The sequence below is a fragment of the Nitrococcus sp. genome (genome assembly GCF_059432795.1).
On record NZ_JBXWZQ010000211.1, the window covers coordinates 1 to 23985 of the forward strand.

Annotated in this window: 21 protein-coding genes and 1 rRNA gene; 6 read left to right on the forward strand and 16 right to left on the reverse strand. The window is 60.1% G+C overall.

Annotation, left to right across the window (positions count from 1 at the left end):
* Nucleotides 1-852, reverse strand: a 16S ribosomal RNA gene (locus AC52Q4_RS14900); the annotation flags it as partial.
* Nucleotides 853-1166: 314 nt separating this feature from the next.
* The gene (tyrS, locus tag AC52Q4_RS14905; protein ID WP_495537585.1) at nucleotides 1167-2402 is read right to left on the reverse strand and encodes a tyrosine--tRNA ligase; all 1236 of its coding nucleotides are present in this window, start codon (nucleotides 2400-2402) and stop codon (nucleotides 1167-1169) included.
* A 229-nt stretch (nucleotides 2403-2631) separates the two neighbouring features.
* Here tyrS and AC52Q4_RS14910 point away from each other — a divergent pair, with 229 nt between their 5' ends.
* Nucleotides 2632-4164, forward strand: coding sequence for an OapA family protein (locus AC52Q4_RS14910; protein WP_495537586.1), 1533 nt, complete (start codon nucleotides 2632-2634; stop codon nucleotides 4162-4164).
* Between the two features lie 8 nt (nucleotides 4165-4172).
* On the forward strand, nucleotides 4173-5309 hold the full coding sequence (locus AC52Q4_RS14915; RefSeq protein WP_495537587.1) for an anhydro-N-acetylmuramic acid kinase: 1137 nt from the start codon (nucleotides 4173-4175) through the stop codon (nucleotides 5307-5309).
* 63 nt (nucleotides 5310-5372) lie between these two features.
* Here the strand turns inward: AC52Q4_RS14915 and erpA are convergent, their stop codons facing one another.
* Both erpA and argC read right to left on the reverse strand, forming a co-directional pair.
* Complete coding sequence (erpA, locus tag AC52Q4_RS14920; protein ID WP_495537588.1) at nucleotides 5373-5726, reverse strand: iron-sulfur cluster insertion protein ErpA; 354 nt, start codon at nucleotides 5724-5726, stop codon at nucleotides 5373-5375.
* Between the two features lie 95 nt (nucleotides 5727-5821).
* Entirely contained in the window at nucleotides 5822-6850 is a 1029-nt protein-coding gene (argC, locus tag AC52Q4_RS14925; protein WP_495537589.1) for an N-acetyl-gamma-glutamyl-phosphate reductase, read from the reverse strand.
* Between the two features lie 303 nt (nucleotides 6851-7153).
* Between argC and AC52Q4_RS14930 the strand changes: the two genes are divergently transcribed.
* Nucleotides 7154-8968 (forward strand): chloride channel protein, encoded by a 1815-nt coding sequence (locus tag AC52Q4_RS14930; protein ID WP_495537590.1) that lies wholly within the window; start codon nucleotides 7154-7156, stop codon nucleotides 8966-8968.
* A 112-nt stretch (nucleotides 8969-9080) separates the two neighbouring features.
* Complete coding sequence (hemJ, locus tag AC52Q4_RS14935) at nucleotides 9081-9509, forward strand: protoporphyrinogen oxidase HemJ (protein WP_495537591.1); 429 nt, start codon at nucleotides 9081-9083, stop codon at nucleotides 9507-9509.
* A gap of 623 nt (nucleotides 9510-10132) precedes the next feature.
* Here hemJ and AC52Q4_RS14940 read toward each other — a convergent pair.
* The 3 genes from AC52Q4_RS14940 to AC52Q4_RS14950 all read right to left on the reverse strand — a co-directional run bounded on the left by AC52Q4_RS14940 (nucleotide 10133) and on the right by AC52Q4_RS14950 (nucleotide 13271).
* The gene (locus tag AC52Q4_RS14940) at nucleotides 10133-10351 is read right to left on the reverse strand and encodes a bacterioferritin-associated ferredoxin (protein ID WP_495537592.1); all 219 of its coding nucleotides are present in this window, start codon (nucleotides 10349-10351) and stop codon (nucleotides 10133-10135) included.
* A gap of 79 nt (nucleotides 10352-10430) precedes the next feature.
* Nucleotides 10431-12698, reverse strand: a complete 2268-nt coding sequence (gene ptsP, locus AC52Q4_RS14945) for a phosphoenolpyruvate--protein phosphotransferase (protein WP_495537593.1) — start codon at nucleotides 12696-12698, stop codon at nucleotides 10431-10433.
* Between the two features lie 27 nt (nucleotides 12699-12725).
* On the reverse strand, nucleotides 12726-13271 hold the full coding sequence (locus AC52Q4_RS14950) for an RNA pyrophosphohydrolase (RefSeq protein WP_495537594.1): 546 nt from the start codon (nucleotides 13269-13271) through the stop codon (nucleotides 12726-12728).
* Between the two features lie 140 nt (nucleotides 13272-13411).
* Here AC52Q4_RS14950 and AC52Q4_RS14955 point away from each other — a divergent pair, with 140 nt between their 5' ends.
* Both AC52Q4_RS14955 and mmsB read left to right on the forward strand, forming a co-directional pair.
* Nucleotides 13412-14065, forward strand: a complete 654-nt coding sequence (locus AC52Q4_RS14955) for a histidinol-phosphatase (protein WP_495537595.1) — start codon at nucleotides 13412-13414, stop codon at nucleotides 14063-14065.
* A gap of 613 nt (nucleotides 14066-14678) precedes the next feature.
* Nucleotides 14679-15575 carry a 3-hydroxyisobutyrate dehydrogenase gene (gene mmsB, locus AC52Q4_RS14960; protein WP_495537596.1) on the forward strand — a complete coding sequence of 299 codons (897 nt, stop codon included), beginning with the start codon at nucleotides 14679-14681 and terminating at the stop codon, nucleotides 15573-15575.
* Between the two features lie 102 nt (nucleotides 15576-15677).
* On the opposite strand, the gene AC52Q4_RS14965 is transcribed toward mmsB, so the two are convergent.
* From AC52Q4_RS14965 to AC52Q4_RS15005, 9 genes are all read right to left on the reverse strand, one after another.
* The gene (locus tag AC52Q4_RS14965) at nucleotides 15678-16130 is read right to left on the reverse strand and encodes a hypothetical protein (protein WP_495537597.1); all 453 of its coding nucleotides are present in this window, start codon (nucleotides 16128-16130) and stop codon (nucleotides 15678-15680) included.
* 214 nt (nucleotides 16131-16344) lie between these two features.
* Nucleotides 16345-17319 carry a M48 family metallopeptidase gene (locus tag AC52Q4_RS14970; protein WP_495537598.1) on the reverse strand — a complete coding sequence of 325 codons (975 nt, stop codon included), beginning with the start codon at nucleotides 17317-17319 and terminating at the stop codon, nucleotides 16345-16347.
* A 132-nt stretch (nucleotides 17320-17451) separates the two neighbouring features.
* The gene (locus AC52Q4_RS14975; RefSeq protein WP_495537599.1) at nucleotides 17452-18015 is read right to left on the reverse strand and encodes a LemA family protein; all 564 of its coding nucleotides are present in this window, start codon (nucleotides 18013-18015) and stop codon (nucleotides 17452-17454) included.
* A gap of 197 nt (nucleotides 18016-18212) precedes the next feature.
* The gene (purD, locus tag AC52Q4_RS14980; protein ID WP_495537600.1) at nucleotides 18213-19496 is read right to left on the reverse strand and encodes a phosphoribosylamine--glycine ligase; all 1284 of its coding nucleotides are present in this window, start codon (nucleotides 19494-19496) and stop codon (nucleotides 18213-18215) included.
* Between the two features lie 83 nt (nucleotides 19497-19579).
* Nucleotides 19580-21160: a bifunctional phosphoribosylaminoimidazolecarboxamide formyltransferase/IMP cyclohydrolase gene (gene purH, locus AC52Q4_RS14985; RefSeq protein ID WP_495537601.1), complete on the reverse strand. Its 1581-nt coding sequence runs from the start codon at nucleotides 21158-21160 to the stop codon at nucleotides 19580-19582.
* A 108-nt stretch (nucleotides 21161-21268) separates the two neighbouring features.
* Nucleotides 21269-21568: a DNA-binding transcriptional regulator Fis gene (gene fis / locus AC52Q4_RS14990; RefSeq protein ID WP_495537602.1), complete on the reverse strand. Its 300-nt coding sequence runs from the start codon at nucleotides 21566-21568 to the stop codon at nucleotides 21269-21271.
* A gap of 143 nt (nucleotides 21569-21711) precedes the next feature.
* On the reverse strand, nucleotides 21712-22632 hold the full coding sequence (gene prmA, locus AC52Q4_RS14995; RefSeq protein WP_495537603.1) for a 50S ribosomal protein L11 methyltransferase: 921 nt from the start codon (nucleotides 22630-22632) through the stop codon (nucleotides 21712-21714).
* 45 nt (nucleotides 22633-22677) lie between these two features.
* On the reverse strand, nucleotides 22678-23007 hold the full coding sequence (locus AC52Q4_RS15000) for a hypothetical protein (RefSeq protein ID WP_495537604.1): 330 nt from the start codon (nucleotides 23005-23007) through the stop codon (nucleotides 22678-22680).
* Between the two features lie 139 nt (nucleotides 23008-23146).
* The gene (locus AC52Q4_RS15005) at nucleotides 23147-23722 is read right to left on the reverse strand and encodes a cob(I)yrinic acid a,c-diamide adenosyltransferase (RefSeq protein ID WP_495537605.1); all 576 of its coding nucleotides are present in this window, start codon (nucleotides 23720-23722) and stop codon (nucleotides 23147-23149) included.
* Between the last annotated feature and the right edge of the window lie 263 nt (nucleotides 23723-23985).

Sequence of the window (23985 nt, forward strand, 5' to 3'; positions counted from 1 at the left end):
TCATAAATGAATCCAACGGCTAGTCCTCATCGTTTACGGCGTGGACTACCAGGGTATCTAATCCTGTTTGCTCCCCACGCTTTCGCACCTCAGCGTCAGTCTTGGTCCAGGAGGCCGCCTTCGCCACTGGTGTTCCTCCCGATATCTACGCATTTCACCGCTACACCGGGAATTCCGCCTCCCTCTACCAGACTCTAGCCAAACAGTATCGGATGCAATTCCCAGGTTGAGCCCGGGGCTTTCACACCCGACTTATCCGACCGCCTACATGCGCTTTACGCCCAGTAATTCCGATTAACGCTTGCACCCTCCGTATTACCGCGGCTGCTGGCACGGAGTTAGCCGGTGCTTCTGCTGCCGGTAACGTCAAGACATCGGGGTATTGGCCCGATGCTTTTCCTCCCGGCGGAAAGGGCTGTACAACCCGCAAGCCTTCTTCACCCACGCGGCATTGCTGGATCAGGCTTTCGCCCATTGTCCCAGATTCCCCACTGCTGCCTCACGTAGGAGTCTGGGCCGTGTCTCAGTCCCAGTGTGGCTGATCGTCCTCTCAGACCAGCTACCGATCGTCGCCTTGGTAGGCCGTTACCCCACCAACTAGCTAATCGGACGCGGGCTCGTCCATCGGTGCGAGCTTGCAAGCAGAGGCCCGCTTTCCCCCGTAGGGCGTATGCGGTATTAATCCGAGTTTCCCCGGGCTATCCCCCACCGAAGGGTAGATTCCCACGCGTTACTCACCCGTCCGCCGCTCGCCAGCCACCCTTCCGAAGAAGGGTGCTGCTGCCGCTCGACTTGCATGTGTTAGGCATGCCGCCAGCGTTCAATCTGAGCCAGGATCAAACTCTTCAGTTTAATACTGAAATACTAATCATCTTGACTCGACGCAAACGTCTTGGAACTTCCGAGGTCGTTTCGCCGATAATCTGGCGTAGCCAGCATCGACGCAAACGCCCACACAAGTCATCTGGTCCGTCTTGTTAAAGAGCATCGTCGTACGCTTAGGCGATCGGAAAGTGAAGGTCTATTTGAACTCACCACCTGTGCCTGAGCGCGTCCCCGCCGGGTCAGTGTCAACTGCCTCCCGTTAAGGGACCGCCATTATAGCGCCTCCCAAGCGTTGGTCAAACCCTATTTCGACTTCGTCCTGCGATCGTCTTAAATGTTTGTTATTGAGGTTGACTGTCGACCTGGCTCTTCGGTTTCTGAACCAGCCTGACGCGGGCGATACGCCGCTTACCTACCTTATAGACGTGTGCGCTTCCCGGCGCCACCACTCGCACGCGGTCCTCGATGCACTCACCGTCGACGCGCACGGCGCGTTGTTTCATCAGGCGCATCGCCTCGGATGTGCTGGAGACCAACCCGGCGTGTTTCAACAGAGTGCCGATCGGCATGCCGTCCTCGGGCACTGTCAGGGTAATCTCCTTGAGCTCCTCGGGTATAGCTCTTTTCTGGAACTGCGCAATGAACCCCTCTCGCGCCCGCTCGGCGGCGCTACGACCATGAAATCGCTCAACGAGCTCCTCGGCCAATGAATACTTGACATCCATAGGGTTCTGCCCCTGCGCAACCGCTTCGCGCAGTTGCCCGATCTGCTGCGAGGACCGAATGCTGAGCAGTTCCATATAGCGCCACATGAGCTCATCGGATATCGACATGAGCTTGCCGAATATCTCTTCGGGCGCCTCCCGAATCCCAACATAGTTGCCCAAAGACTTCGACATCTTCTGGACCCCATCCAAGCCTTCGAGGATGGGCATGGTCATGATGATCTGCGGCAGCTGCCCATAAGCCTTCTGCAACTCGCGGCCGACGAGCAGATTGAACTTCTGGTCGGTACCGCCGATTTCGATATCCGCCTGCAGTGCCACGGAGTCATAGCCTTGCACCAAGGGGTAGAGAAATTCATGGACCGCAATGGCCTGCCCGTTCCTGTAACGCTGGGAGAAATCGTCGCGTTCGAGCATCCGCGCCACCGTGCACTTGGCGGCAAGCTGAATCATATCGGCGGCTGACAGCCCATCCATCCACTCGGAGTTAAAAACCACCCGAGTGCGCTCGGGCTGCAGAATCTTGAAAATCTGCTCTTCATAGGTGCGTGCATTGCGCAAGATTTCTTCCCGCGTCAGCGGCTTACGCGTAGCGCTTTTCCCGCTTGGATCACCGATCATGCCGGTAAAATCGCCAATGAGGAACGCCACCTCATGCCCCAGATCCTGAAACTGGCGCAGTTTGTGAATCAACACGGTATGCCCGAGATGCAGATCCGGCGCCGTCGGGTCGAACCCCGCCTTTACCCGCAGCGGACGATTTAACGCCAACCGTGCCTGAAGCTCCCCGGCCGGGAGGATGTCCACCGCACCGCGAGTGATGAGTTGCAGTGCCTCTTCGCTGTCCTTCATTAGCTTGCTCCCGCGCGCGAGTGCGACGTCGCCACAGTCAAGACCGGATACCCCTGGAATCACGAACGCTGAATTTTACCGGAAACGAGAACTACACGGCAGCAGTCACGCGAATGCCGTCGCCCTTTCTCGGTCAGGCGCACAGCACAATCGAGTATTGTAGTAGGGTGCATTGACCGACGCCGATGATCACGAATAATGTTTGCTAGAGAAAATCGGGTAAAAGAACATGGCTTTCAAAACACGTGTCTCAGGCCTGGACTTCAAGCCAAGACCGAAGAAACGACGCGTCCCTCGGCCCCAGCGCTGGCACTGGATCGCACTAGGGATCTCCGGGGTGGTGGCTGTAGCGTCGTTGCTGTCTACCAGGGACGATGCGGGCGCAATGCCCGAGCGCGCCGCATTGCAGCAGCTGCCCGCACAGACGCTAGCCGCAAAAACCGCAAGCCGCACCTTGGAGCTGCCTATCCCAAAGCGGCGCATTCAAGACCTCGACGACCCCAGTGCCGCGCCGCCGCTGCTCGCCTATGCTCCCGGTGCGGACTCGGCAGAGTCCAGCACAGCGCCCCATCCATTGCCGAGCGCCTTACGTTCTCTCTCAGACGATGACCGGGCGGGCAGTGAACCAGAAGACCCACAGGGCAATTGGCAGGCGGTTCGGATCAAGCCAGGCGATAGCCTGGCGGCGATTTTTCAAAAGCGGGGATTGAGCCCCAAAGCCGTATTTGCAGTTACGCACGTGGACAATGCTCCAGGAGGCGCGTTGGAGCGGCTGTTCCCGGGGGACAAAATATGGCTGCGGATCAGCGACGACGGCGCGCTTCTCGCTCTACGCCGTAAGCTAGACGAGACGCGGACCCTGACGATAACGCGAGGCAGTACGCCAGGTGCCGCGTTCCATGCCGAAACGGCTGAGCACGCGTTGGAACGCCGTAGCGCGCACGCGACCGCCGTGATTCATGATTCTCTCTACCAGGCCGCGCTGAGGGCTGGGCTAGACGAGAAGCTGATAATGGAATTGACCGGAATCTTCGGCTGGGATATCGATTTCGTTCACGATGTGCGAAGTGGCGACTCTTTTGCCTTAGTCTACCGGCAGTACTACAAGAACGGTGAGAAGATCCGCAACGGCGAAATCATAACTGCCGAGTTCACCAACCAAGGCAAGCGTTACCGCGCCGTGCGATATACGGACCCCAAAGGCCGGGTCGGCTACTACACACCGGAGGGGAAAAGCATGCGCAAGGCATTTCTGCGCACTCCGGTGGACTTCCGTCGTATCAGTTCTCATTTCAGCAAGTCGAGATGCCATCCCGTTCTCCATGTATGCCGGCCGCATGAAGGCACTGATTTCGCGGCAGCTACCGGAACCCCGATTCAGGCGGCTGGCGATGGCGTGGTCGCCTTCGCTGGTCGCAAAGGCGGTTACGGCAATGCCGTCATACTTCACCACGGGCATAATTACAGCACGCTGTACGGGCATATGAAGCGCATCCGCAAGGGAATTCGCGCCGGAGTGCGGCTCTCTCAGGGCCAGATTATCGGCTACGTGGGCCAATCCGGCTTGGCTACCGGCCCGCATCTGCATTACGAATTTCGCGTCAATGGGGTTCCGCGAGACGTGCTGAAAGTCGCGCTGCCTGACGCCAAGCCCATAGACGATCGGTATTTGGCGGATTTCAAAGACAAAGCCGTCTCGCGGCTGGCGCGATTGGCGGTGATTACGCGCACCCAGCTCGCCAGCAACGAAGAAAGCAAATAGGCCAGCCAATGAGCGAGCTCTATATCGGGCTCATATCCGGGACCAGCATCGATGCCGTCGATGCGGCATTGGTGGCTTTTGATCCGCCGGACCATCCGCCACGGGTGCTATACGCTCGCTCCTCCCCACTACCTCAAGAGTTGGTCAGCACATTACGCAACATCGGCCCCCAAACGCCACTTGTGCGCGTGGCCCGTGCCGATGCCGCCGTAGCCGACGCTTTCGCCGAGGCCACACATGAGCTCTTAGCGGCCAGCGGCCATCGCTGCGGAGAGATTCGAGCGATTGGCAATCACGGTCAAACGGTATGGCATGATGCCGACGGTTGCCCACCGTCGAGCGTTCAGATCGGCGACCCGAATCGCTTGGCACAGAAGACCGGGATCACGGTGGTAGCCGACTTCCGCCGCCGGGATATGGCAGCCGGCGGCCAAGGAGCGCCTCTCGCGGCCAGCTTGCACGGCAAGATTTTTCGCCGGCAAAATATAAACACGGTTGTGCTCAACCTTGGCGGAATCGCCAATATTACGCTGTTGGCGGGCGCTCCTGCGGCGGACATAACAGGCTTTGATTGCGGTCCGGCAAACACATTGATGGATGCGTGGTGGCGACGCCATCACAATGGCAACTTCGATGCAGAGGGCGCGTGGGCCGCCGGTGGCGTCCTAAATAATGAACTGCTCGCCGTGCTCATGGACGATGTTTTTTTCCACCGCCCCGCCCCAAAGAGCACCGGCCCCGAGTACTTCAATCTGGACTGGCTTGCGCGACGGGCCGGCAATACCCTGGCGAACGTGAGTCCTCGCGACGTGCAGACGACCTTGGCCGAGCTGACTGCCATGACTGCTGCCCAAGCGATTCGTCAGGAAGTCTCTAGTCCGGCCGAAGTATTGCTTTGTGGAGGAGGTGTACGTAATCGTTACTTGCAGGCCCGCCTGTCGGCCAATCTGCGGGGATACTGCGTTCGCTCGACCGCCGAGCTCGGGGTGAACCCGGATTTCGTCGAAGCCATCGCTTTCGCCTGGCTTGCTCGTTGCCGCATTCACAAGACTGCCGGAAATGTCCCGGCTGTCACGGGAGCGCGCCAAAGGGTCGTGCTGGGTGGGGTATATGCTGGTGAACGGTGCGCCGCTTCGGCGGAATGAGCCGCCGCTGCCGTCCTGCTCAAGTGCGGTTTCGCGGCGGCCTATCTAGCTTACCACGGCAGCTTACACGCTGAAGGAGGATCCACAGCCACAGGTGGTCGTGGCATTCGGGTTGCGAATCACGAACTGAGCGCCCTCGAGGCTTTCGACAAAATCAATCTCCGCCCCAGTGAGGTACTGAATGCTCATCGGATCGACGACCATCGTAACGCCGTCTTTCTCGATGACCGTATCGCCTTCCTCATCGTTCTCGTCGAACATGAAACCGTACTCAAAGCCCGAGCAACCGCCTCCCGTTATGTAGACGCGAAGCTTGAGATCGCCCTTCTCTTCTTTGTGCAACAGCTCACGGACCTTTTCTACCGCACTGTCCGTAAACACCAGAGGAGCGGCATTCTGTTCTGCAACCTCGGTCATGGGAATTACCTCCCGCAGCAAACGTCATATATTAAGGATATTGTACTGGATTACCGGACGTCTAGTCAATACGGCGACTCGCCGGCCTGAAAGAATCAGGGTAAGACGGCGATGTCAGCCAAACCGAGGCATTCGTCAAGACCGAACATCAGATTCATGTTTTGAACGGCCTGCCCCGCCGCACCCTTGACAAGATTGTCTTCCACTACCAAAACCACGACCGAATCCGAGCTAGGGCGGTGCACCGCCATCCGGCACATGTTGATTCCTCGCACCGTTCGCGTTTCGGGATGACTGCCCGGCGCCATGACATCCACGAAGGCCTCATCCTGGAATCGCCGCTCATAGAGCGCCTGCACGTCGACCTCGGTATCCAAAAGCCGTCCATAGAGGGTGGCGTGGATGCCACGAACGATGGGAATCAAATGGGGCACGAACGTCAAACCGACGGACCTCCCCGCGGCGTCGGCTAATCCCTGCCGAATCTCCGGAAGATGTCGGTGCCCGCTGGCACCGTAAGCACGGAAGCTTTCGCCCGCCTCCGTGAGCATCGTATGCTGTTTAGGCTGGCGTCCGGCTCCGCTCACGCCTGATTTGGCATCAGCCACCAGATGATCGAGATCCACGAGCCCTCGTTCCACCAGAGGCAGAAAACCGAGCTGCACCGCCGTCGGGTAACAACCTGGATTGGCGACCAAACGCGCCGCACGGATTGCTTGCCGGTTTACTTCCGGCAGTCCGTACACCGCCTCCGCCACCAATTCCGGACACACGTGCTCCAGACCATACCATTGCGACCAGACACTGATATCTTTGATGCGAAAATCCGCACTGAGATCGATCACCCGAGTTCCAGCAGCGAGCAACTGGGGAACCATCTGCATGGCTGCGCCGTTAGGCGTCGCAAAAAAGACAAGATCACAGGCCGTAAAATCCTCCACATGCGGCTCACTGAAGCACTGCCCCGTTTCTCCGCGCAGATTGGGGAACCAATCGCTTAGCGCCACCCCGGCCTGGCTGCGGGAGGTAACCGTCACGATCTCCGCCCGCGGATGGCGCAACAACAGGCGCAGCAACTCACCGCCAGTATATCCGGTTGCCCCGACCACGCCCACAGAAATCATCGTGTTCCCTTAACCACTTCGCCTTCTCCACTCTCGCATAATATGGTCTGGCCCGCTCACTCACAATGCCGCTTCTCCAAGCACCTTGCGCATGGCCGCCAATTTCCGAAAGAATATATTGGAGGGGGATTCCTGTAGGCAACGCAACCGACCGTTAACACCGGTCCCAGTGTCCTCGGCCGATCGCATCTAACAGGGAGGCTAGTGCACCGTAGCGTCGTGGGCTGACCGTGGCTGCTCAGGTTGCGAAAATCGGGCGGGCCGTGTGCGGCGGCAACGCTCTTCCAGATTGGGGACTGCACGATGGACGGCCGCGATCAAGAGGTTACGCAAGCACATATGGGCATCGCCCAGGAGGACGAACACGTCGACGCGGGGGAACGCCCCCTAGCCGGCAGTCACATGTTTTTCCTCGCCGTGCTCATCGGCATTGCGGGTGGGCTCGGATCCATTGCTTTCAAGGCAATTATCGCATTTTTCCATAACCTGTTTTTCTTCGGCAGGCTGGGACTGAGCTCTGACGCGAATATCCATGCCGAACCCAGCCCGTGGGGAATAGGCATCATTCTCGTGCCGGTGCTCGGCAGCCTCATCGTCACCTGGATCACGCGCACAGTGGCACCTGAGGCTCGAGGCCACGGCGTGCCCGAGGTGCTGCATGCCATCTACTATGGTCAAGGGCGCATTCGCCCCGTGGTCGTCATCGCCAAGGCCATCGCCTCCTCGGTAACCATAGGTACCGGCGGTTCGGTTGGCCGCGAGGGACCGATCGTCCAGATCGGCTCGGCATTCGGCTCGGTCGTTGGACAACTCACGCGCTTACCCGCCCATCAGCGAGTGGTGCTGATCGGCGCCGGCGCAGCCGCCGGTATCGCCGCCACGTTCAACGCCCCTATCGGTGGGCTTGCCTTCGCGATCGAGCTGTTGTTGGTATCGATAAGTGCCCGAACGGTTGCTTTAGTGGCCATCGCCACGGTGACCGCCACATACGTGGGCGATTTTTATGGCGGGCTGCTGCCATCGTTCGACGTACCTGAACTCGCTGTGTTCGCCGACGATTTGGTCGGTTTTTACACTCTGATACTCTGCGTGCCATTGGGCATCATTCTCGGCTGTGCCTCTTCCGTATTCATCCGGCTTATCTATGAGATGGAGGATTGGTTCGCGCTCCATTTCCGTAATGATTACATTCGCCATATGTGCGGCATGTTCGCCGTCGGCATCATGCTCTACTTATTCCTGCGCTACAGTGGGCATTACTATGTCGGTGGTGTGGGCTACGCCACCGTGATGGATACGCTGCGAGGTACCCTGACGAACCCCGCTTTCCTTGCATTGCTGTTCTTCGCCAAGCTCCTGACAACCGGCTTGACGCTAGGCTCAGGGGGCTCCGGCGGCGTATTCTCTCCCTCGCTTTTTCTCGGCGCGACGTTAGGCTCGGCCTTCGGCAACCTGTTTGCCCTGCTTGCGCCCGGTGCCGCCATCGATCCGGTCGTCTTTGCCGTGGCCGGTATGGCCGGCATGGTCGGAGGCACGACCGGCGCGGTGCTCACAGCCATCACGATGATCTTCGAGCAGACACGCGACTACAGCGCCATGCTACCGATCATCACTACCGTCTCGTTGGCCTACGTCGTGCGGATCAGTCAAACGCCGGAAAGCATCTACACATTGAAGCTCGTCCGCCGCGGCGTGCGTGTGCCGCAAGGACTGCAAGCAGCGGTCTCCTCGGCGAGAAACGCGCGCACCATAATGACCAACGATTATCAGGTTGTGGACATAGCCGAGTTAGAAGCCTGGCAGGCGAAACACGTTCCCGGTCAAGGGCCCCGTCACACGGTGATCGCCCGGGACGGAGAGATCCTAGGACTTGCCCGTGACGAGTTGCTGTACCTCTTGCGCGACGAAGATCCAGAGGCTCTCGTCGAGACGAGTTTCTTCCTTGTCACCGCCAGAACCTCGTGGCCCACCATCGTGCGCGGAATGCGTGCCAAGGGTACGGAAAAGGCGCTCGTCACGCGTACGCAAGGCAGCACTCGCGTCGAGGACTTGGTGGGTGTTATCACGCCGCAAGAGATCGCCCGCAGCGTCAGAGCGAGTGCGGCGCTGCTCGACTGAGCGGCCGTTGACTATTCGGATGGGCGGAGCTTGACCGTCAGCGACGGAAACGGCGACAGGCGGACACAACAAAGCATTTTATCGAAAGCCCAGCGGGATTGCTTCGGAGGCTGTGTTGTATCTTTGGATAAAAGCGTTTCACATCATTTTCGTTATCACGTGGTTCGCCGGGTTGTTCTATCTACCGCGTCTTTTCGTCTACCACGCGATAGCCACGGATATACCTAGCCTGGAGCGGTTCAAGGTCATGGAACGCAAGCTTTATCGGGGCATCATGACTCCGAGCGGCGTGCTCACTGTGCTCTCGGGCAGTTGGCTGCTCTACCTCTCGCCCGGCTGGCTCGCTCAGGGATGGCTCCATGCAAAGCTCCTTCTGGTCGGACTACTCATTGCCTACCATGCTTACTCCGGCTGGCTGTTGCGCGAATTCCGAAACGATCGCAACACCCGGGGACACGTCTGGTACCGTTGGTTCAACGAGCTACCCGTTGCCGGCTTGCTCGGCATCGTCATTCTCGTCGTCGTGAAACCCCTCACTTGACGCCGGAATGCAGCCGGCCCCTGCATGGGGCGTTGAGACGCGCTGCCCGTTTAGCCAACGAGATCTTGCTGTCAATCGGCAAGTTCCGGTCGGGACGCCCGATTTCAACAACTTCCGACGAAAACGAGCGCGCCGCGCGGCACCGATGCGAGCCTTGAAGCGGCACGCTGCGCCTATAAGATGTAAAAGTACGAGCTCAGGACAAGAGCTATCGAATTGGGTATTGAAGTGCCGGCGAAGGTCACGCCGTAGAGCCCGCTTCGCCAGGCGAGTTTCTCATCGGGAAGCGGTCATATCTTGGTCGGGGAGTTTTCAACAAGCATTTGCGTAAACCCAACCAGTCTGCCACAATCAAGTGTTTTTCAGCTGCCCAGTAAACTAAACGCTCGCATTCGTGCGGCGCTATAATGTTTTTCTCGATACCCCGACCTAAAACCCTGGAACCAAGTCAGTGCAACCGCGCACCCAACCACGGCACGAGGGGCTTGTTGCCAGCATGACCCTCTCTCGCGCCAAAGATTCACTCGCCGGCAGCTCATTGGGAGAATACACTGGAACGTCCATTAACCGTTACGGTTCAACGCTTCAGTATCAAATCCGGACTGCCGGCGGTGCGACAGCCCTTAGGCTGGCTGAACGACGAGGTCCATCGATGGCGGCTGTGGCTTGCGGTGCTCGATAAGTAGCTTCCGTGCGTGTGGGCCGCACTTGCCACAATCGCTGCAAACCCCTAGGCACTGGCGCAGTTCCCGCATGGTGCAAGCGCCCTTTTCGAGGGCAGCGCGGATATCCCGATCGGTGACGGCGCGGCAGATGCAGATGTACATGCTCTCGACCTCCATTCTCCACACGCACAACCTACTACCACCTTAACAAGATGTCAAATAACAATCATTACTGTTCGCACCCGTACTCAACCGGCTACTTGCCCGCACGCATCAAGCCTCCCAGCCCCTTGGTCTCCAGAGCATTACGGACCAATGAGCGAACCTCATCGGCATACTCCATAGCGACCGCTTGTTCTAGCAATTCCCTCGCCTCGCGGAAGCTGAAGCTGCGGAGCACCCACTTCACGCGCAGTAAGCTGGTGCGGCTCATACTCAGGGCAGTCACCCGCATGCCAAGCAATAACGGCGCAATACCCGGATTCGCCGCCATCTCTCCGCAAACACAAACTGGCACATCGGCTCGGCAACCCATTTCGGCGATCGAGCTCACGGCGCGTAGAACGGCCGGGTGCAGCTCGTCATACAGGGGTGCGACCCGCGGGTTGTTGCGATCAACGGCCAAGAGATATTGCGCCAGATCATTGCTGCCGATGGAGAGAAAATCGAGACGTCTCGCCAGGCTCTCCGTTTGATAGATCGCCGCCGGCACCTCGATCATGGCGCCGAGCTTCGGAAGACTTGCCACCAGTCCATCCTCGCGCAGCTGCTTGCGCGCGCGGTGCACCAGCTGCACGGCTTCTTCGACCTCCTCCAAGCGGCTGATCATCGGAAACATGATCTGCAAATTACCCAACCCCATATCCGCTCTGAGCATCGCGCGCAGCTGGGTCAGAAAGATTTCGGGGTGGTCCAACATCACCCGGATGCCCCGCCAGCCGAGTAATGGGTATTCATCGGCGATCGGGAAGTAAGGCAGCATCTTATCTCCCCCGATATCGAGCGTGCGCAGGGTAACCACGCGCGGCGCATATGCTTGCAGCACCTCCCGATATAGGCGGACTTGCTCCTCTTCGCCCGGGAAACGGTCGCGAATCATGAAAGGCAGCTCGGTGCGGTGCAGCCCCACCCCGTCGCAGCCGACCTCCAATGAAGAGCTGACATCGGCAATCAGACCTGTGTTGACGTAAAGACCGACCGTCACGCCATCCAAGGTGGTCGCCGGTAACGATTGCAGACTTTTGAGCCGCTCCGAGATTTGCGCATCCTCGCGCATCAGGCGCCGATACTCCCGTCGCACCGCTCGGCTCGGTTGTGCGTATACGCGCCCGGTATACCCATCGACGATGAGCTCGCAGCCCTCTAACCGATCGGCCTTGAGGTCGATTACCCCCATTACCGCAGGAATACCCAGCGCGCGCGCCAGGATCGCGACATGGGAGTTCACCGAGCCGGTTGCAGCCACCACGCCAGCGAGCTTATGACGCGGAATTTCGGCAAGCTGCGTGGCGCTGATCTCATGCCCAACGAGGATGGTCTGCTCCGGTATGCTGCGTGTGTCCTCGGTTCCGGCGGACAATCGCATCAGCAGTCGCCGACCGATATCGCGAATGTCGCTGGCGCGCTCACGCAGGTAGGGGTCCTCCATTTCATCGAATAGCCGCACCTGCTCGGCGATGGCATCCCGGACCGCGCCCACCGCTGACTGACCTGAGCGGATGCGCTGGCGGATCTCTTCAACCAAGGTGTTGCCGTCCAGGATGTGCACGTAGACTTCGAAGAGCATCTGCTCATCGGCCGGCACCTTGCCGGAGAGTCGTTCCCCAAGTTCCGAGAACTCTTTGCGCACCGCGCGCACTGCGCTGAGGAACGTCTCCTCCTCGAGCTCGACGTTTTCCGGAGCGCGGTCCAGGACCGCGGCGAAATCAGTTGCCGCATGGATCACCCGGCCGGTACCGATAGCGACCCCCGTCGCCCCCGGCACGCCCGTCAATGGCCGAATGCGCTTGGCGCCGCCGCCGGTATGCAGGGCATCAATACTGCCGACCGCCTGCGCGTAGGCGATTACACCGGAGAGCTGAGCCGCCATGGTCACCATGAAGGCAACCTCGTCGTCATCAAAACGACGACGTTCCTGGCGTTGGACTACCAAGACGCCCAACAGCTGACGGTAATGGATGACCGGCACGCCGAGGAAGGCATGAAAGCGTTCCTCGCCTGTCTCCGGGACGTAGCGGAAGCGAGGGTGCAACTCGGGATCGCCGAGATTGATCGGCTCCTCACGCTCGGCAACCAAACCGACCAGGCCTTCATGCAGCTGCAACCGCACGTGCCCTGCCGCATCCGGGTTCAGCCCGCGCGTCGCCATGAGGGTCAGGGTGGCGTGATCCTCCGTCACCAGATAGACCGAGCAGACGTCCGAGGCCGTCGCCGCCGCGACTCGATCGACAATGATATTGAGCGCTTGGCGCAGATCTCTGGCGGCGTTAACTTCCTGGACGATGCGATAGAGGATCTCAAGCATTTAGGTCCGCCTCATACGCGGTCCAGATTACCGTATTCGGTAGCGCCGGCTGTAAGGATGGCGCAGGCGTGAACGCGGCTCCGGCCGTTGCGGTGGCCCGAAGGGAAACAGCAGCGGCGCCAGCTGTGTCAACGCTTGATCGTAGACGCGGCGTTTAAAGAACACCACTTCATCGACGGGCTTCCAGTAGTGGACCCAACGCCAATCATCGAACTCCGGCTGCGCGCACGTGTCCAATCGAACAACTTCTTCCGAACCTGTCAATTGCAACATGTACCATACTTGCTTCTGACCGACGCAGACCGGGCGGCGACGGCGATGTATCATGTGCCGTGGCAACCGGTAGCGCAGCCAACCATCCGTGCGCCCGAGCACCTTCACGTGGCGGGGCTCGAGCCCAATTTCCTCGTCAAGTTCACGATAAAGTGCGTCGATTGGCGCCTCATTTCTATTAATGCCCCCCTGGGGAAACTGCCAAGCGTCTTGCCCGAAACGACGAGCCCAGAAAACCCATCCCGCAGCGTTGCTCAGGATAATTCCCACATTAAGTCGAAATCCGTCTGAATCAATCACTTATAAATATGACTGGTAAGCGAAAACATTGAGCCTATTTTTCCACAAGCGCCTGAAAAGCACCAAATCGCCCTCCATCCGCAAGGCTACTTCGTATACTATAGGCCGCCACGGTCGATACCCCCAGGTGGAGAGCCCAATTGACCCTAGCCATCTTCGATCTGGACAACACGCTGCTTGCCGGTGACAGCGATTACCTGTGGGGTCGGTTCCTGGTGGACAACGACATCGTGGATGGGGTGGAGTATTCCGCTCAGAACGAACGGTTCTACGAGGCCTATCAGGCTGGTACGCTCGATATCTACGGGTATCTTCGCTTCGCGCTGAAGCCCCTCGCTCAGCATGATCCCAGTCAATTGCAGCTCTGGCGCGCAAAGTTCATTGACGAGCACATCCGCCCGATCGTATTGGATCATGCTCGGGACTTGGTGGAGTCACATCGCATGCGAGGTGATATTCTCCTCATCATAACTGCTACCAATCGCTTCCTCGCCGAGCCGATCGCCGCTTTGTTCGGTATCGAACATCTCCTGGCGACCGATCCGGAGATGGCCAATGAGCGTTACACGGGAGCGGTCAGCGGAATCCCGACCTTCCGGGAGGGTAAAATCGAAGCCCTGCAGGCTTGGTTGATGCGTACCGGCTACCAACTCATGGATAGCTACTTCTACAGTGATTCGCACAATGACGTTCCCTTGTTGGAGCGTGTCTCTCACCCTGTCGCGGTCGATCCCGACCCTGAACTCCACCGCCAGGCCCTTCAGCGCGGCTGGCCCATTATCAGCCTGCGCTGATTTCTCCGGCCACTTCACTCGCGTTTCCCATCGCCCCTGCCCACGCAATTTCTCGCTCGGCAAGCGGGGAAAGTGCTCGCTAGCGGAACCCACACCATCGGCGATCGGTCTAAATGTTCAAAGTGTATATCGCGAGGATAGCAGCTTCCCGGTAATGCGGTCCGCAGCGGCGGGAGCAACAACCCGTAGCAACCCTAACCCTAGACAGGGAGGTCGTCGCTGTATCCGCCTTAACCTCCAAAGCGTCTAGCCGGTGAGGCTGCCATATCCAGCGCGCAAAACGGGCTGCGCTATCATTTGGCAAGGAACCGTTATTTGGGGAGGCAGAAATGCTTCCCCAGTTTTTTTGGCCGCCAAGTAGCGCTTCTCGTCGCATCCGGCCCTGTCTGCCCGTATACAAGCAATGCGCCGTCGCGTGCACAGCCTCCTTCTTTCAGGGCGCGACTGCCCTTCGTCGTGTTCCTTCAATATGGCGCTTTTCGCCTCACGCGTCTCTCCGCCCCGCGTAGCCTACGAATCGTGCATTCACCCGAGGGATCAGCAACACTTTGTCTTAGGAAGGCACTGAGCACGCGGGTACCGGGCAAGTCAAAACGACATATGAGGTGCAACCATGGCGAAAATCGCATTCATCGGCCTGGGCAATATGGGCGCACCGATGGCCGCCAATCTACTCGAGGCCGGTCATGAGTTGGTAGCCTTCGACCTCCTTCCAGAGGCCGTGGCACGTGTCGCCCAGAAAGGTGCCTGCGTCGCGCGATGTGCTGCGGAAGCCGTGGCTGACGCCACGGTTGTCATTTCCATGCTACCCGCCGGCGAACACGTCCGCGACCTTTATATGGGCGCAGGCAGAGTGCTCGACAGCGTGAGCAACGGCACGTTACTCATCGACTGCAGCACGATCGCCGCCGAGGATGCCTGCGCCGTTGCCGACGCTGCCGGCGCACGCGGCCTGCCCTTTCTGGATGCACCCGTCTCCGGCGGCGTCGCCGGTGCCAACGCCGGCACCCTGACATTCATCGTCGGTGGGGAGGCCCCGGCGTTGGAGGCGGCCCGACCGATCCTCGCGGCGATGGGGAGAAAGGTCTTTCACGCGGGCGGCCATGGCGCCGGACAGATCGGCAAAATGTGCAACAACATGCTCCTGGGAATACTGATGATCGGTACCTGCGAAGCATTGAATTTAGCCGCGGCGCACGACCTGAACCCCGCCGTGGTCTCTGAGATCATGCAGTCAAGCTCCGGCAACAATTGGGCGCTACAGTGCTACAACCCATACCCGGGGCTAATGGAGAACACTCCGGCAAGCCGAGGTTATGAGGGCGGATTCGTCGGTGACCTCATGGCAAAGGATCTTGCCTTGGCAATGAACGCCGCCCTGACCTCGGCGACCTCGACTCCGCTCGGGGCGGTGGCACGCAGTCTCTATGCAATCCATTGCGCAAACGGCAATGGCCGACGGGATTTCTCCAGCATCATTCAGCTCCTGCAGGGTAATCGCCTCAGTTGATTGCCGTTACGGCGCGCAGTCAAGCGAGGCGGCCCAGAACGCTAGCGCAAGAGGTCGAAGGCATTTCTGACGAAAATGGACGAAAGGTGCGCCAAGCGCGCATCAGCTTCCCTGCACCGCTCGATAGGACTCCTGCGTCAGAAGATCAATTGTGCGTTGTGCCTCCTCTCGCACGGCCTCAAGCACGTGCTGCACGGCCGCGGGCGGTGATTCGGAGAGTGCGGCGTGGGCAAGCGCCAAAATACGCTGCTCATCGTCGATGCGCCCACGCAGCACGGCCGTCGTCCCGCGGGCAGCCAAGCGAGCCATGACCAGCTCGCTTAAGATGGGCGTGACATCGCGCTCCGCCTCGGCCGCATCCGGCAGAGCCCCGAGCTGACGCGCCTGGTAGCGCAAGCGCTGGGTCAAACCGTCCCGTTCGGCGGCGCATCGCCGTAGCACGGCTTCGCCGCCCGTTCCTGCCAGCGTGTCGGCGGCATGCCGATATCGGCGCGCCGTTGCCTCGCAATGAGCGACCAACTCATTCAATGCCACCTGCCGATTATCTTTTGGCATCGTTCAGATTTATCTCCCTGTCGGCCGACCGGCTCCCAGGGGCGCGGCGCTGTGAACCCTACCACAGCCGGCAACGTATTTTTGCTCTTCGCAGGGTCGAGCCCGCACGCCCCTCCTCGCTACTGATCGTACACGGCCCACGCAGGTGGTCAATTAGAGCGGCTGCGGCTTTTTTTGCGTAATCGCGCCTACGCGGCAATTTGCCTGCCAACGATCAGTCCTGGCCTAGATGCATCAACCGTTGGAGTCGCGACGATATTGGTGGATGAGTGGCAAAAAGACGATGGGTCCGCTCGGAGCAATTGCGCAAGGGATTGACAATGAACAGGTGCTGCATCGCTCGGTTGGCGCCGCGAAACCGCTCCCTGCTCGCGGCCAGCTTTTCCAGGGCCGATATCAGCCCGTGAGGGTTCCGCGTCAGGCGCACGCTCGTAGCGTCCGCCAGGAATTCCCGCTGCCGTGAGATCGCCATTTGCACGAACTTGGCGAACAGCGGCGCGAGCGCCGCAAAAATCAGGACGGCAAGCATGGCAACCGCCGCAGCGCCTCCCGCGCGTGCGCTGCGCAACGAACGCCCGGTACCGCGCAAGTAGAGGGATCGGAGGGCAAAGTCTGCAACCAACGCGATCAGCCCGACCAATATTCCCACTGCCGTGGCATAGCGCACATCCAAATTGACGATATGCCCCATTTCATGCCCGATGACACCCTGCAATTCGTCGCGATCGAGCTTGTCGAGCAGCCCGCGCGTCACGGCGATTGCGGAGCGATCTGTGTCCATGCCGGTGGCGAACGCGTTCAGCGCTTGTGTATCGAGAATATAGACTTTCGGTTTGGGAAGACCGGCGGCAATGGCCATCTCTTCGACCACATTGTGCAGCTGGGCAAATTCTTGCCGGCTTGCCTCTCGTGCCCCAGCCAAGCCGAGCACGATACGCTCGCCCGCGCGAAACGTGACAACGATCGAGACAATCCCGAACGACGTGAGCAGAAGTGCTCCCCGCACACCCCACGGGCTGAGGTACCAGACGGGCGTGTCGTGCAGCTGCGCCGCCGCAGCCGTATAACGCTCCAGGCTCCAACCGAGTACGTAACCGAGCGCCGCACCTATCAGCAAAAGCAGCAGAACCAGACGGTTAGTATTGCTGCGATTAGCTGCGGCAGCCGCCAGGAAGTCGGTGCGTCGCAACCGCTTAGCGCACTCGTCCGCGCGCCGTCGCGAGTTAGCCGTCGCGATCCCGCAGCGGCGACACGTTGCAACCCCGGTGCGGTTCAGCACGCCGCAGTGGGGACAGTTGACCCATTTGCGCGACATGGCAACTCAGCGCAGATCGACCCGAGGCGTCTCCCGAACGGCGGTATCGACCTCGAAATACTTCCCATGGCGAAAATGGAACATATTAGCAATCATGTTGGACGGGAAGCTTTCGATGGCATTGTTCTTCCCCATGACGCTGTCGTTATAAAATTGGCGGGCGAAAGCAATTCGGTTTTCGGTGCTGGAGAGTTCCTCCGTCAGGTTCGCCACGTTCGCGTTTGCCTTGAGGTCGGGGTAATTCTCCATCAGCGCGAAAAGGCGACCCAGCGCGCCGCTGAGCCCCTGCTCCGCCGCCATCGCTACCTCGACGTCCTGCCCTTCTGCGGCAACCGCCCGGTTGCGCGCCTCGATAACTTGGCGCAGTGTTTCCTGCTCGTAGCTCATGTAGTCCTTTACGACCTCGACCAGGTTGGGGATCAGATCATGACGGCGCTTTAGCTGGACATCGATTTGACGCCATGCATTCTTGACCTGATTACGCAATCGGACGAGGCGATTATATAGGGCGATCACCCAGACGACGGCGAGCGCGACGATGACAAGCGCTGCGATAATGGTGAGGTTCATGCGGCTGGCCCTCCCTGAGCCAACGATGCGAGATCGCGAATCAAGATGTCCTATCCGAAATCCGAGTGCAACGAACTGAAGGTGGCGCGCGGAGGAAATGCGAATGCGATCACGGCGCCGCTCCTGGCCAGACCGAGAAAGCCGGAGGAATAGCGAGCGTGCGCGCTCTGCTTAGCGCAGAATCAAGCCATGCCCTCCTACTCCCGCCTTACGGCCCGATGGCCGATATCGCTGCGATAGTAGGCTCCCTCCCAATGAATGTTGCGCACCAGCTCGTAGGCATGGGTCCGAGCCGAGGCCACTGTCTCGCCGAGTGCGCACACGCACAGCACCCGCCCACCGATATTGAGGAGATTACCATGCTCATCGAGGGCCGTCCCGGCATGAAAAACTTTGCAATTCGCGCGCTCCAGGGCGAGTGCGCCGGAGATGACGTGCCCTTTGGCGTAGCTGCCGGGATAGCCACCGGATGCCATCACCACCCCGAGGCAGGCGCGCTCGTCCCAATCGGGCGAAAGACCACTGAGCCGACCAGCGAGCGCGGCGTCACAAAGCTCGATGAAATCGGACTTCAGCCGCATGAGAACCGTTTGGGCCTCGGGATCACCCAAGCGCACGTTGAACTCGAGCACTTTGGGCGTGCCTTCCTCTGTCACGATAAGCCCTGCATAGAGAAACCCGACGTACTCGCGCCCTTCTTGCGCTAGGCCGGCGATGGTGGGTCGGATCACCTCGCGCATGATCCGCTCCTCGCATTGGGGGGTAACGATCGATGCCGGTGAATAGGCTCCCATTCCCCCGGTGTTCGGTCCCTTCTCGCCATCGTCCCGCGCTTTATGGTCCTGGCTGGAAGCGAGCGGCAACGCCTGCTTGCCGTCGACGAGAACCATGAAACTGGCCTCTTCTCCTTCCAAATATTCTTCCACCACGATGCGCTCCCCAGCAGCGCCGAACGCGTTATCGACAAGAGCCGAATCCACGGCCTGCAAAGCTTCGTCCAGATTCTTGGCGACCGTCACGCCCTTACCCGCCGCAAGACCGTCCGCCTTCACCACGATCGGCGTGCCCTGCGCTCGGATATAATCCCGCGCCGCTTGCGGATCCGTGAACGCCCGGTACTCGGCGGTCGGTATATTGTGTCGAACGAGAAAATCCTTACAGAAGGCTTTCGAACCCTCGAGCTCGGCCGCGAGTCGGTTGGGGCCGAAACAACGCAAACCGGCCTCCTTGAAGGCATCAACCACGCCCATCATTAGCGGCACTTCGGGCCCGACCAAGGTCAGGTCGATTTCGTATTGACGGGCGAAATCCACTAACGCCGGCACGTCGTCCGCCCCGAGACCGACATTCCGGACCTTGGGCTCGAGTTGCGTCCCGGCATTACCCGGCGCTACGTAGACGGTCTCGACACCGCTCGAGCGCGCTGTCGCCCAGGCGAGCGCGTGCTCTCGCCCGCCGCTGCCTATGATCAGAGCCTTCATGATCTCGCTCCCAGTCAACCGGCGAGGGCACCGATAGGCCTAATCCGAGCCGCGGCATCCGCCGACGCGAAGGTGATGAGGGTTCAGTGCCGGAAATGCCTCATCCCGGCGAATACCATGGCGAGCCCATGTTCGTCCGCCGCGGCGATGACTTCATCGTCTCGCACCGAGCCCCCGGGCTGGATAATGGCTTTGACACCGGCCGCCGCCGCGTGATCGACGGCGTCTCGGAAAGGGAAGAACGCATCCGAGGCGAGGACGGCACCATCGAGGCATAAGCCCGCGTCGGAGGCCTTGCGAGCGCCGATGCGGGCGCTGTCAACGCGGCTCATCTGCCCGGCGCCGATACCCAGGGTACGCCCACCGTGGGCATAGACTATGGCATTGGATTTGACGTATTTGGCGACTTTCCAGGCAAAGAGCAAATCTTCTCGCTCGTGCACGCCGGGACGCCGCCGGCTGACCGTGCGTAGCTCGCCGCCCGCGGGCAGTATCGCGTTATCACCCTCCTGAACCAGGAATCCGCCCCACACGCGCTTGAGATCGAACCCGGGATCCGACTCGCCGTTCCACGAGCCATAGGCGAGCACCCGAATGTTTTTCCGCGTCGCCGTACGGGTTAATGCCTCGTCTTCAACGCTCGGCGCAATGATGACTTCGACGAATTGGCGCTCGACGATCGCAGCCGCGGTCAGGGCATCCAACGGGCGGTTGACGGCGATGATCCCGCCGAACGCAGAGGTGGGATCGGTCTGAAAGGCCAGCTCGTAAGCCTCGGGCAGCGCCTCCGCCGTGGCCACACCACAGGGATTGGCGTGCTTGATGATGACACAAGCCGGCTGCTCGAACTCCCGGACACACTCGAGGGCGGCGTCCGTATCGACAATGTTATTGAACGAGAGTGTCTTGCCCTGCAGCTGAGCGGCGCTCGCCACCGACCGCTCCCGAGCCCCCGTTTGCGTATAGAATGCGGCCCGCTGATGGGGGTTCTCCCCGTAACGCAAGGCACGGGTTTTCTTGAGCTGCAGGCCAAGCATCTGCGGAAGTTCGCCTACGCCTTCGCCAACGATCCGCTCAGCGAAATATCCCGCGATGGCGGCGTCATACGCCGCGGTCTGCGCAAACGCGCACGCGGCCAAGCGCTCGCGCGTCGCCTCGCTCAACCCCCCGTGCTCGTCGAGTTCGCTGATTATCAACGGATAGTCGGCTGCGGCCACCACCGCCGCTACGGCCGGATAATTCTTCGCGGCCGCACGCAGCATCGCGACCCCTCCAATATCGATGTTCTCGAGGGCTTCTTCCTTAGAACAACCCTCAGCCGCCACCCTCTCGAATGGGTAGAGGTTCACGGCCAGCAAATCGATCGGCACGACGCCGTGCGCCTGCATGATCGCTTCATCCGCCCCGCGCCGACCCAGCAAACCCGCATGCACCTTCGGATGAAGGGTTTTTACCCGGCCGTCCATGATCTCCGGGAAACCGGTGTAGGCGGAGACTTCTATCACCGCTATTCCCGATTCGCTCAGCAACCGCGCCGTGCCACCGGTGGAGAGTATCTCGACGCCACGCGCGGCCAGCGCATTGGCGAAATCGACCACGCCGGTCTTGTCGGAAACGCTGATAAGCGCTCTGCGCACCGCGCAGAGCGGAGAAGCTAATGACATTCGCGGATCCCGGCTGACGGTCAGCGTGGCGCTGCTTCTGCCAGCTCAGTTCTGATGGAAATTAATGCCGGCCAGCGACGATGCGCATCAACGCATCTTGGAGTCCAGTCAATGCTCTAGTCCGTAGTGCTGCAGCTTCTTGCGCAATGTGCTGCGATTGATGCCGAGCATCTCTGCTGCCTTCGTCTGATTACCCGAGCAAACATGCATTACCGCTTCCAGAAGCGGGATCTCGACTTCCGTTAGCACCATCTTATAAAGGCCGCTGCACTTGCAACCGTCGAGTCGACGAAAATACACGTCCAGCGCCTCGCGGACACAAGAGCGGATGGGCCACGGCTCTCCGAGCCGGGCGGAGCCGGGTTGACTCCCCTCATGGACATCAGCAACTGTGGCTTGATTCACCATCTCGCTAACTACAACCGTTTGTTTTTGACGGAGTTATAGGCTTAAGGCGAAAAGGAAAGCTTGGTCAACTGCCGACGCTTTGTGCCGCAGGCGGTTTATGCTTTCGACAAGGATAGCCGATAATAAACACTATTCCTTTGCGGTTAAAGCGTATTGAGCTCATCAGCGGGCGAGGCGTGGTGACTCCCCCTGGCCAACCGCCGCCCGATGAGGCAAGCCCAACCCTGCCGAATTCGTGGTGGCTCGAAACGAAAGGCGCCCGCATAGGCCTCCCTCACCGTTGCGAGCTGTTCCTCAAGCAGCCCCGAGAGAACCAGCGCACCACCAGGGCGCGTGATACGGGTTAGCTCAGCGGCCAGGGTGCGCAGTGTTCGCGCGAGTATATTGGCGATCACGACGTCCACGCCCGGCGGCGCATCCGCGGCGGTGAGCAAGCGCAGCCGCTCACCGACGCCGTTGCGCGCGGCATTGTCACGGCTGGCCAACAGGGCTTGGGCATCGGTGTCCAGCGCATAAGCGACACGGGCACCAAGGCACAGCGCGGCGACGGCAAGGATTCCTGAGCCACATCCATAATCCACAACCGAGCGGCCGGAAATCGGGGAGGCTTCCAACCATTCCAAGCACAGTGCCGTGCTCGGATGGCTGCCGGTGCCGAACGCCAGACCGGGATCGAGCCGGACATTAACCGCATCGGGTGCTGGGGCTTCCAACCCGGCCGGGATCACCCACAGCCGCTCACCAAACCGCAGCGGCGCACAGCCGTCCAGCCATACCCGTTCCCAAGCCCGATCCGGAACCGCTTCCACGCACCAGCCCGGCGGTTCGCGACCCAGATGGGCGGCTAACTGTGCACGGATCGACCCGACCGCGGACCGTCCTTCCAGCAACGCCACCAAGCGCACCCGGGTCCATAACACAGGATCTCCGGCACTTGGCTCCAGAACCGGATCTCCCCCGGGGTCCAGATAGGTAATGGCCAGCGCTCCCGATTTCTCGAGTATGTTCTCTACCCGAGGGCAGGCGTCGGCTTCCAGGTCGAAGGCGATTTGTGTCCAATCCATGGTGGGAGCGCACCGAATGCGAGACAAAGAGAAAGCACTGGTCTTTCAGATCTCTTCTGTCGCCGCGAAAAGCGCCGCTTGCTCCCGCGTGAAAAAGCAACCGCCCCGCTCGAAACCCGCGATGACGGAGACTTTCACTGCACGGGCGCGGCCATTGCGGTCGCGGGAAGTGATGAGGGTACCCGGCAAGCCGTCCAAGCAATGGCAAGGCGACAATGTTCCATTCGCGTTACGAGAAATGTATACGATACCGGTGTCAGTATCCAGGAAGGCCGGGACGAAGCCGAGCGAGCGATTATTGGTACTCACTCCCCCGGTGCCCTCGTACGCCTGGCTGTGCTCAACGAACTCTTCTAAGCTGATAGTCCGTACCACGGGAGGCCTCTCGCACTGACTCTGGCTGCTTGAGCGCTGGGGATTGCCGCCGCAAAAAATTACTACAATATTAATTTTACATTTTTTGTCAACGCCGCGGCCACATCCGCCCCTTGGCAAAGCAAAGATGGCACGCCTGTCATCCGCTCTCGTCACGATGTTCACCGGGAACCCACAACACGTCCCCGCCGGCGGCGCGATTCACCGTGCGTGCGGCCACGAACAAAAAGTCGGAGAGCCGGTTGAGATAGTGCAGCACCACGGGGTTGATTGTCTCCTCGTCCATTAGCGCCACAATATCGCGCTCGGCGCGACGCGCCACCGTCCGCGCGTGATGAAGATGGGCGCCCGCGGGCGTACCGCCGGGTAGAATGAATGAGCGCAACGTCTCCAGCGAGAGATTCAGACGATCGATTTCGCGCTCCAGCCACTCGACCTGAGCGGCGCACACTCTGAGCGCCTGCTGCTGCGCGTCCTCTGCCTCCGGCATGCACAAATCCGCCCCGACATCGAAGAGATCATTTTGTATTCTGCGTAAGCTGGCCGTGAGTTCCCCCTCGACGTGGAGCCGAGCGACGCCGAGGGCGGCATTGGTTTCATCGACGCTACCGTAGGCGATCACGCGGGTCTGGTGCTTGGGCACACGCCGGCCATCACCTAACGCGGTGTCGCCGCGGTCGCCGGTGCGCGTGTAAATTTTCGTCAGCTTGACCACAAGACTTTCCGATCAGGAGCCGTGTTTGAAGGCGCAAATCGTAAAGCGTATCCGCCCCGTGCATGCCAGGGCGGGATGATGGCAGCCGCGCCACCCCACCGTCAAAAATACCGAATGCACCGCCGCACCGGCGATCAAAAATTCGGCTTGACGCGAGCTTCCTGATATCGAGCAACCGCCGCCATGATTTCCTCGCGGCCGGCCTGCGCACCATACCAGCCCTCGACTTCGACCCACTTGCCGGGCTCGAGATCCTTGTAATG

Coding starts and splice junctions, on each gene's coding strand:
- tyrS (WP_495537585.1), bottom strand. CDS start 2,402: ATGAAGGACAGCGAAGAGGCACTGCAACTCATCACTCGCGGTGCGGTG.
- AC52Q4_RS14910 (WP_495537586.1), top strand. CDS start 2,632: ATGGCTTTCAAAACACGTGTCTCAGGCCTGGACTTCAAGCCAAGACCG.
- AC52Q4_RS14915 (WP_495537587.1), top strand. CDS start 4,173: ATGAGCGAGCTCTATATCGGGCTCATATCCGGGACCAGCATCGATGCC.
- erpA (WP_495537588.1), bottom strand. CDS start 5,726: ATGACCGAGGTTGCAGAACAGAATGCCGCTCCTCTGGTGTTTACGGAC.
- argC (WP_495537589.1), bottom strand. CDS start 6,850: ATGATTTCTGTGGGCGTGGTCGGGGCAACCGGATATACTGGCGGTGAG.
- AC52Q4_RS14930 (WP_495537590.1), top strand. CDS start 7,154: ATGGACGGCCGCGATCAAGAGGTTACGCAAGCACATATGGGCATCGCC.
- AC52Q4_RS14940 (WP_495537592.1), bottom strand. CDS start 10,351: ATGGAGGTCGAGAGCATGTACATCTGCATCTGCCGCGCCGTCACCGAT.
- ptsP (WP_495537593.1), bottom strand. CDS start 12,698: ATGCTTGAGATCCTCTATCGCATCGTCCAGGAAGTTAACGCCGCCAGA.
- mmsB (WP_495537596.1), top strand. CDS start 14,679: ATGGCGAAAATCGCATTCATCGGCCTGGGCAATATGGGCGCACCGATG.
- AC52Q4_RS14965 (WP_495537597.1), bottom strand. CDS start 16,130: ATGCCAAAAGATAATCGGCAGGTGGCATTGAATGAGTTGGTCGCTCAT.
- AC52Q4_RS14975 (WP_495537599.1), bottom strand. CDS start 18,015: ATGAACCTCACCATTATCGCAGCGCTTGTCATCGTCGCGCTCGCCGTC.
- purD (WP_495537600.1), bottom strand. CDS start 19,496: ATGAAGGCTCTGATCATAGGCAGCGGCGGGCGAGAGCACGCGCTCGCC.
- purH (WP_495537601.1), bottom strand. CDS start 21,160: ATGTCATTAGCTTCTCCGCTCTGCGCGGTGCGCAGAGCGCTTATCAGC.
- fis (WP_495537602.1), bottom strand. CDS start 21,568: ATGGTGAATCAAGCCACAGTTGCTGATGTCCATGAGGGGAGTCAACCC.
- prmA (WP_495537603.1), bottom strand. CDS start 22,632: ATGGATTGGACACAAATCGCCTTCGACCTGGAAGCCGACGCCTGCCCT.